This is a genomic window from Streptomyces sp. NPDC037421 (assembly GCF_055602105.1).
Genome location: NZ_JBVJWV010000039.1, coordinates 30,294 through 38,543, shown reverse-complemented (window position 1 = coordinate 38,543; position 8,250 = coordinate 30,294). Strand labels below are relative to the sequence as shown.

5 protein-coding genes are annotated in these 8,250 nt (G+C 71.2%); 1 reads left to right on the top strand and 4 read right to left on the bottom strand.

From position 1 onward, the window contains the following. Positions 1-180 precede the first annotated feature (180 nt). A complete protein-coding gene (locus ACZ7IF_RS34300; RefSeq protein ID WP_470979799.1) occupies positions 181-2,400 on the top strand; it encodes a terpene synthase family protein in 2,220 nt (739 codons plus the stop codon). 25 nt (positions 2,401-2,425) lie between these two features. Here the strand turns inward: ACZ7IF_RS34300 and ACZ7IF_RS34295 are convergent, their stop codons facing one another. From ACZ7IF_RS34295 to ACZ7IF_RS34280, 4 genes are all read right to left on the bottom strand, one after another. Further along, positions 2,426-3,664 carry a GNAT family N-acetyltransferase gene (locus tag ACZ7IF_RS34295; RefSeq protein ID WP_470979796.1) on the bottom strand — a complete coding sequence of 413 codons (1,239 nt, stop codon included), beginning with the start codon at positions 3,662-3,664 and terminating at the stop codon, positions 2,426-2,428. A 115-nt stretch (positions 3,665-3,779) separates the two neighbouring features. Beyond that, entirely contained in the window at positions 3,780-5,045 is a 1,266-nt protein-coding gene (locus ACZ7IF_RS34290) for a YncE family protein (RefSeq protein ID WP_470979793.1), read from the bottom strand. Between the two features lie 115 nt (positions 5,046-5,160). After that, positions 5,161-6,312: an XdhC family protein gene (locus ACZ7IF_RS34285; RefSeq protein WP_470979790.1), complete on the bottom strand. Its 1,152-nt coding sequence runs from the start codon at positions 6,310-6,312 to the stop codon at positions 5,161-5,163. 76 nt (positions 6,313-6,388) lie between these two features. Next, positions 6,389-7,852 (bottom strand): NCS2 family permease, encoded by a 1,464-nt coding sequence (locus tag ACZ7IF_RS34280; protein WP_470979787.1) that lies wholly within the window; start codon positions 7,850-7,852, stop codon positions 6,389-6,391. Positions 7,853-8,250 lie beyond the last annotated feature (398 nt).

The window sequence follows — 8,250 nt, the reverse complement described above, 5'->3', positions numbered from 1 at the left end:
CCCCGCACCCTCTCGTCCGAGGGTGCGGGGGCCGGGCCGTCCGGTGTGCCGTACACCCGCGCGACCGTCACCTGAAGCGGTGAACTCCCCCTTGTCCGGGCGACGCCGGGGGTAGGGCAGTGCTGATCTCGTGCGGGGCCGGAGCGCCGGCCCCGCACCTCGACGAAAGGCCGGCCCGCAGTGACGCAGCCGTTCCGACTGCCGGAGTTCTACGTGCCGTACCCGGCGCGCCTCAACCCCCACCTGGAGGAGGCGAGGGCCCGAAGCAAGCGGTGGGCGCGGTCCTTCGGGATGCTGGAGGGGTCCGGCGTCTGGGAGGAGCCGGACCTCGACTCGCACGACTACGCGCTGCTGTGCTCGTACACGCACCCCGACTGCGACGCCGAGGCGCTGTCCCTGGTCACCGACTGGTACGTGTGGGTGTTCTTCTTCGACGACCACTTCCTGGAGATGTTCAAGCGCTCCCGGGACCGGGCCGGCGCCAAGGCCTACCTGGACCGGCTGCCCGCCTTCATGCCGATGGACCTGGCGGAAGGTTTCCCCGAGGCCGCCAACCCCGTCGAGGCCGGGCTCGCCGACCTGTGGGCGCGGACCGTCCCGGCCATGTCGGCCGACTGGCGGGAACGGTTCTCCCTCTCCACGAAGAACCTGCTCGACGAGTCCATGTGGGAGCTCGCCAACATCGGCACCGGGCGGGTCGCGAACCCCCTCGAATACATCGAGATGCGCCGCAAGGTCGGCGGCGCGCCCTGGTCGGCGGGGCTGGTCGAGTACGTGGCCGCCGAAGTCCCCGCCCGGGTGGCGCACTCGCGGCCGCTGGGCGTCCTGCGCGACGCCTTCTCCGACGCCGTGCACGTCAGGAACGACATCTTCTCCTATCAGCGCGAGGTGGAGGACGAGGGTGAACTCTCCAACGCCGTCCTGGTGTTGGAGACCTTCCTCGGGTGCAGCACCCAGCAGGCCGCCGAGATCTCCAACGACCTGATCACCTCCCGCCTCCAGCAGTTCGAGCAGACGGCGCTCACCGAACTCCCCCGCCTCTTCGCCGAGCACGCCCTGAGCCCCGCCGAGACCGCGGCCGTGCTCGCCTACACCAAGGGCCTCCAGGACTGGCAGTCGGGCGGCCACGAGTGGCATTTGGCCTCCAGCCGCTACATGAACGAGGGGGCCGCCTCCACCCGGCGGCTGACCCTGCCCTTCCTCCCCTCCGGGCTCGGCACCAGCGCCTTCGACCTGGGCTCCGTCTTCACCCGGCGCTCCATGGAGCTGCGCCGCCGCTCCTTCGGCCACGTGCCCTTCCAGAAGACCGGCCCCTGCGTCATCCCCGACATCCGCATGCCCTACGAGCTGCGCCTGAGCCCGCACCTGGAACACGCCCGCGAGGGCTCGGTGCGGTGGTCGCGGCGGATGGGGCTGCTGGACCCCCAGCCCGGGGACCCGGGGTCGGCGATCTGGGACGAGCAGAGGATGCGCGGCTACGACTTCGCGCTCTGCTCGGCCGGCATCGACCCCGACGCGACGGCGGAGGCGCTGCTGCTGAACGCGTGCTGGCTGACCTGGGGGACCTACGCGGACGACTACTACCCCCTGGTGTTCGGGCAGTGCGGCAACCTCTCCGGCGCGAAGGCGGCCACCGCGCGGCTGATCGCGATGATGCCGCTGGAGGCCGGCGAAGCCCCGGCGGCGCCGGTGACCGTGATGGAACGGTCCCTCGCCGACCTCTGGGCCCGCACCGTCCCGGGCATGACCGCGGCCGGCCGCGCCGAGTTCCGGGCGACGATGGTGGAGATGCTGGAGAGCTGGGTGTGGGAGGTCGAGAACCAGTTCCACCACCGGATCCCGGACCCGGTCGACTACGCCGAGATGCGCCGCCAGACCTTCGGCGCCCGGCTGACCATGTACATGTGCCGGCTGGGGCACGAGGACCGCGGCATCCCCGACGAGATCTACCGGTCGGGCACCATCCGTTCACTGGAGAACGCGGCGGCCGACGTCGGCTGCCTCGTGAACGACGTCTTCTCCTACCGGAAGGAGGTGGAGTTCGAGGGCGAGGTGCACAACCACGTCCTGGTCACCCGGAACTTCTTCGACATCGGCTACCCCGAGGCCCTGCACATCTGCCACTCCCTCCTGGAGCAGCGCACCGAGGAGTTCCGGCACATCGTCGCGGACCAGCTGCCCGTGCTCTACGACGACTGGCGGCTGGACTCGGCCGCCCGCGCCGGTCTCGACGCGTACGTCGGCGAGCTCCAGGACTGGCTCGCCGGGGTCCTCCACTGGCACCGGATGACGCGCCGCTACCGTGAGGAGGAGCTGCGCCGTCCCGGCGACGCCCTGTCCACGGGCGTCCTGAGCAGCGGCTTCGGCATGTCGGCGGCGCGGATCGGGCCGCGCGCCTGACCGGGCCGCCCGCCCCTGCTCCGGGTCAGAACTCGTCGGACGTGTGCGGCAGCGGCCCGGTGTTCAGGGCGGCGTCCAGGGCCGCCGCCGCGCCGGGGGTGTGCTCGGCCACCAGCCCGGCGGCCACCAGCTCGCGGACCCGGGTCCCGCCCAGGTAGCAGGCGGCCAGCTCCCGTACGTCCAGGGACAGGTCGGGTTCCGCGCGGGCGGTCTCGTACGTCGCCCCGCCGGGCCCGGCCTTGAGCCGGAACCGTCCGGCGTTCTCGGGCAGCCGTACGTCGGACAGTTCCAGTACGAGTTCCACGGGCGCGGCCCACGACCGCCCGGTCAGCGCCGCCCGTACGTCGACCAGCCGCAGCCACAGCGCCGGGAACTGGGCGGTGACCCTGACCTGGTCCCGGTCGGCGGCGAAGTGCAGCAGCGGGTCGTCCAGGGGGCGGCCCCACGCGGACACCTTGCCGGTCAGGTCGAGGGAGGCCAGGCACTGCCACAGCGCGGCGGCCACCGCCGGGGTCTCGGCCTCCAGTTCGTCGACGCGGACGAGGCCGGGGCTGCGGCCGGGCGGCGCCCCGTCGTCCTCGTGCTTCGTGCGGTAGAGGACGTAGCCCGCCACGGGTTCACCCGGTTCCCCGAGGGCGATGATCCTGGGCGGGCCCAGCTCCTCGTCCTCCTCGTCCTGTTCGCAGAGCCACTCCTCGGCCCAGCGCTCCGCGCTCCGGCTCGGCCTGCCGGCCCGGGTCCTGCGGGCGGCCTCGTGGAAGGGGGCGATGACGGCGAGGGCCTCGTCCGGGTCGACCAGCCGCAGCGGGCGCGGGTCGGGGTCGATGCGCAGGGCGAGCGGCCGGGTGGAGTCGATCTCGATGGTGGCGCCCTGGGTGGCGGAGCCGTAGCCGAAGCGGCCGTAGATGGCCGCTTCGGAGGCCCACAGGACGACGAGGGGGCTCCCCTCGGCCCCGGCGCGGCGCAGCTGTTCGACCATGAGGGCGGTCAGGACGCCGCGGCGGCGGTGGGTGGGGGCGACGGAGACGAAGGTGAGACCGGGGCTGGCGAGGTCGGCGCCGCCCGGGACGGAGAGGCGGAAGGGGTGGGCGGCCATGAAGCCGACCAGTGCGTCGCCGTCGTAGGCGCCGAGGCGGGCGCAGTGGGTGAGCAGGGAGTGGTGCCGTTCGCGTGTCCCGGGTTCCGGGCGGTCGTGGAAGACCAGGTAGGCGAGCTCCTGAGCGCGGTCGATGTCGGCTTCGGGTACCTCGCGGATGTCCACCATGATCCGGAGACTAATCGGTCATCGCGGACTGCTCACACCATATTGGCCGGATCTGCCCGTCCGGCCGGGCCCCACGGCGGGTCCGGCCGGTTTCCGGGCTTGCCGTCAGCGGCCCTCAGCGGGTGCCGGGGCCGCTCCAGCCGGCCGGGACGTGGCCGATTCGGACCCGCTGGGGGTGGTCGCCGACGGGGACGGAGACGCGTTTGGCGCCGGTGGCGAAGTCGATGGCGGTGACCTGATCGGCGCCGCTCTCGGAGATGACGCAGGCGGTGCCGTCGCCGTTGACGGTGGCCCAGTAGGGCTTGGCGGCGGGGACGAGCGGCCCCTCGGCGAGGGTGGCGCGGTCGACGACGGTCGCGTAGTCGTCCATGGTGCCGGCGACACAGAGCTTGCTCCCGTCGGGGCTCATGGACATGCCGTGGTGGCGGGAGTCGTTGACCCACTTGGTGCGGTCGGCGGGGGTGGCCGGGTTCTCGGGGAGGGTCTTGACGCGGGTGATCCGGTCGGAGGGCACGTCGTACTCGACGAATCCGTTGAAGAAGGAGACCTGGAAGTAGAGCTTCGACTCGTCGGGGCTGAAGGAGACCGGCCGTACGGCGTCGGAGAGGTCCTTGCGGCCGAAGGCGTCGAGGCGTTCGCGCATGTCGATGACGCGGACGGTGCGGAAGGTCTCCGTGTCGACGACGGTGATCTTCCGGTCGCCCTTCGTCCAGTCCAGCCAGGGTGCGTCGAGGGCGGAGGTGACGTCGCCGATGGCGCTGTTCCAGAGGTGACGGCCGCCCTGGGTGAAGGTGTTCTCGTGGGGCTTGTCGCCGGTGGTGAAGGATCCGGTCTGCCGGCCGGTGGCGATGTCGAGGACGTGGACGGTGTTCGCGGTGGAGGCGGACACGGCGACGCGGGTGCCGTCGGGCGAGACGGCCATGTGGTCGGAGCGGTAACCGGCCACCGGGAAGCGCCAGTTGATCCGGCCGGTGCGCAGGTCTACGGAGACGACGTCGGCGAAGCTGGGGCGGGAGACCACGACGGCGGAGCCGTCGGGGGTGGTGTACATGTCGTCGACGAACTGGTCGTGGCCCTCGCCCGCCGTGGCCCGGATGCCGAGGAAGAAGCCGAGCTTGACGGGGTTGAGGTAGATCTCGCGGAGCCGTTCCTCCTTGTCGGGGACGACGTTGATCCGGGCGACGCGGGCGAGGTCGCCGGTGGAGGCGAGGACGTCGGCGGTGCCCTCCCAGTTGTTGCCGACGAAGAGCACCTCGCGCAGGCCGCCGTCCGGCGGGGTCGCCGCCCGGGAGGCGGGGCCGAGGGTGGCCGCGAGTCCTGCCAGCGCCAGGGCGCACGTCAGGCGGAGGGCGCGTGCTGGGGTGTGACGGGTCCGGGACATCCGCTCAACTCCGATACGGGGAAGCGCTGTTACCGGCCGGTAAAATAGGCGGGACATGCAGAAGGCGCAACCCCCGGGAGGGTTGCGCCTTCACTCACGCCGGGGGGCCGCCCCTTCAGGCGACCGAGCCGATCCTGCCGATCACCGTGTTCGAGGTGTCGTGGTGGATCGGGATGTGCGCGCCGGTGAGGGCTGCGCCGCTGCCGCCGCGGCGGTTCGCGACGATCTCTGCGGCGATGGACAGCGCGGTCTCCTCCGGGGAGCGGGCGCCGAGGTCGAGGCCGATCGGGGAGCGCAGCCGGGCCAGTTCGAGCTCGGTCACGCCGACCTCGCGGAGCCGCTTGTTGCGGTCCTCGTGGGTGCGGCGGGAGCCCATGGCGCCGACGTAGGCGACGGGAAGCTTGAGGGCCAGTTCGAGGAGCGGTACGTCGAACTTGGCGTCGTGGGTGAGGACGCAGAGCACGGTCCGGCCGTCGACCCGGGCGGTCTCCAGGTAGCGGTGCGGCCAGTCGACCACGATCTCGTCCGCCTCGGGGAAACGCTTCTTCGTCGCGAAGACGGGCCGGGCGTCGCACAGCGTCACGTGGTAGCCGAGGAACTTGCCGATCCGCACCAGGGCGGAGGCGAAGTCGATGGCACCGAAGACGATCATCCGCGGGGGCGGGACGCTGGACTCGACCAGGACCTTGAGGGGCTCTCCGCAGAGCCGGCCGTCGGCGCCGATCTCCAGCACGCCGGTCTTGCCGGCGTCGAGCATGGCGCGGGCCTCTTCGGCGATGGTGCGGTCCAGCTCGGGGTGGCCGCCGAAGCCGCCCTCGAAGGAGCCGTCGGGGCCGACCACGAGGGCGCGGCCCATCAGCTCGGCCGGGCCTTCGGCGATCCGGGCCACCGCGGCGGCCTCACCCCGCGCGGCGGCACGCAGCGCGGTGGCGAGCACCTCCCGCAGGGGGGAGCCCACGGGGACCGGGGTGACCAGGATGTCGATGATTCCGCCGCAGGTCAGACCCACGGCGAAGGCATCGTCGTCGCTGTAGCCGAAGCGCTCCTGGACGGTCTCGCCGTCCTCGATCGCCTGCTGGCACAGCTCGTACACCGCGCCCTCCACGCATCCGCCGGAGACCGATCCGATGGCCGTGCCCTCGCTGTCGACGGCGAGCGCGGCTCCGGGCTGCCGGGGAGCGCTCCCGCCGACCGCCACCACGGTGGCGACGGCGAAGTCACGTCCCTGCTCGACCCACCGGTTCAGTTCTTCGGCGATGTCCAGCATGTGCGGCCTCCTCGGAGAGGTTTCGGATTCCAGTATCGGATGCGTGGAGGGTCAGGTGGTGTTCACGTGCCCTGCCCTACTTGACGCCGAGCCACGCCTCGATGGGGTGGAGGGCGAAGAAGACCAGGAAGACACCGGTCAGGACCCACATGAAGGCGCCGATCTCACGGGCCTTGCCCTGCGCGACCTTGATGGCCACGTAGGAGATCACACCGGCGGCGACACCGGGGGTGATCGAGTAGGTGAAGGGCATGATCACCACGGTCAGGAAGACCGGGATGGCGGTCGCGGCGTCGGCCCAGTCCACGTGGCGGGCGTTCTGCATCATCATCGCGCCGATGATCACCAGGGCCGCGGAGGCGACCTCACCCGGGACGATCTGGGTGATCGGGGTGAAGAAGAGGCAGGCGGCGAAGAGCAGACCGCTGACGACGGAGGCGAGACCCGTGCGGGCACCCTCGCCGACGCCGGTGGCGGACTCGACGAAGACCGTCTGGCCGGAGCCGCCGGCGACGCCACCGATGGCGCCACCGGCACCGTCGATGAACAGCGCCTTGGACAGGCCCGGCATGCGGCCCTTGTCGTCGGCCAGCTTGGCCTCGGTGCCGACTCCGATGATGGTGGCCATCGCGTCGAAGAAGCCGGCGAGCACCAGCGTGAAGACGATCATGCCGACCGTCATGACGCCGACGTCGCCCCAGCCGCCGAACTCGACCTTGCCGAAGAGCGAGAAGTCCGGCATCGAGATCGCGGAACCGTCGAGGGTCGGCGGACCGTTCTTCCAGGCCTTCGGGTCGATGTCCATGACGGCGTTCAGGATCGCCGCGAGGACGGTGCCGCCGACGATGCCGATCAGGATGGCGCCGGGGATCTTGCGGGCCTGGAGCATGAAGATGCCCAGCAGGGTGACGCAGAAGAGCAGGACCGGCCAGCCGGCGAGCTCGCCGACCGAACCGAGCTGGACCGGGGGACCGAACTCGGGGCCCTTGCCGACGAAGCCGGCCTTCACGAGACCGATCAGGGCGACGAACATGCCGATGCCCATGGTGATCGCGTGCTTGAGCGCGAGCGGGATCGCGTTCATGATCATCTCGCGGAGGCCGGTGACGACCAGGAGACAGATCACGACGCCGTACATGACGCACATGCCCATGGCCTGCGGCCAGGTCATCTGCGGGGCGACCTGCGAGGCCAGGACGCCGGAGACGGACAGGCCGGCGGCGAGGACCAGCGGGACCTTGCCGATGAAGCCCATCAGGAGGGTGGTCAGGGCCGCGGCGAAGGCGGTGGCCGTGATCAGGGCCTTCTGGCTCATCGTGTCGCCGGCGACGTCCTTGCCGGAGAGGATCAGCGGGTTGAGCAGGAGGATGTACGCCATGGCCATGAAGGTCGTGACGCCGCCACGAATTTCATTGCCTACGTTCGACCCTCTATGGGTGATGTGAAAGTAGCGGTCGAGCCAAGAACGCCCAGCGGGGTTCAGAGTGCCGTCGCCGGCCTCTTCCGCGGTGGTCTTGGGCTCCACAGACGACTGGGTCATGGTGCCTAACTCCCAAGGTTCAAAGGGGCACCCGCATAAAGATTGGAGACGCGGGATTTGGGAAACTGCGTTGGCTGCACGACCCGGGGTGACGGCCCGAGGCGACGCGAAATGTGCACTGCGTGTACTGCGGGTAGTGCGGGGGTGACCGCTGGTACTACGTGGGGGTTTTTGCAGGGGTTCTGCCAAGTGACGAGGACCGCGAGCGGTGCGGTACTGCGTACTTCGTGCTCCGGGCGGTGCGGCGTGAAGTGTGACGTTCCCGAGTCACACCGCCCGGAAATCCGAGGGGTGCGGGGGGGGGGGGGGGGGGGGGGGGGGGGGGGGGGGGGGGGGGGGGGGGGGGGGGGGAGGGGGGGGGGGGGGGGGGTGGGGGTGGGGTGGGGGCGCACCCGCTT